We start from the raw sequence: 413 nt of genomic DNA, 5'->3' as shown, positions 1-413 counted from the left end.
GCGCTATGGCTACCACAAGCGCTCGCTATCTGAAACGGCGATGTATCGAGTCAAACAGTTGCTTGGTGGACGGCTAAGTCTAAGAAACTACAACGCACAAGTGGGGGTAGTGACCGGGTAGCTGCGATAACCGCCAACTTTTAAGCTGTCATTTCTATGAGTAAGCTACTAGCCATAGATTGAGGGGGTTGTCGCATAGCCCCAAAAGCAGTGGTTGTTGTCTAGATTGTTATTTGGCTTGATTTCTTAATGAGATTGGAATGATAAGTAAGATAATCATAAGGGCATACGCAATAGAAAGTGTAACCCTCCCCAAAAAACTGGCCATTAGCAATTAGAGCTTTTCCGTTTACACTGAAACAAACGGAGAACGCATGATGAAAAAATCACGTTATACAGAAACGCAGATCGCT

Annotated in this window: 1 pseudogene; it reads left to right on the top strand. The window is 43.8% G+C overall.

The features are described 5' to 3' along the window. Nucleotides 1-106 (top strand): annotated as a pseudogene (locus BLO31_RS24695) (IS5/IS1182 family transposase); the annotation flags it as partial. Nucleotides 107-413 lie beyond the last annotated feature (307 nt).

Source organism: Vibrio sonorensis (genome assembly GCF_001854765.1).
Classification (GTDB): domain Bacteria; phylum Pseudomonadota; class Gammaproteobacteria; order Enterobacterales; family Vibrionaceae; genus Vibrio; species Vibrio sonorensis.
This window is presented reverse-complemented; position numbering and strand designations above follow the sequence as displayed.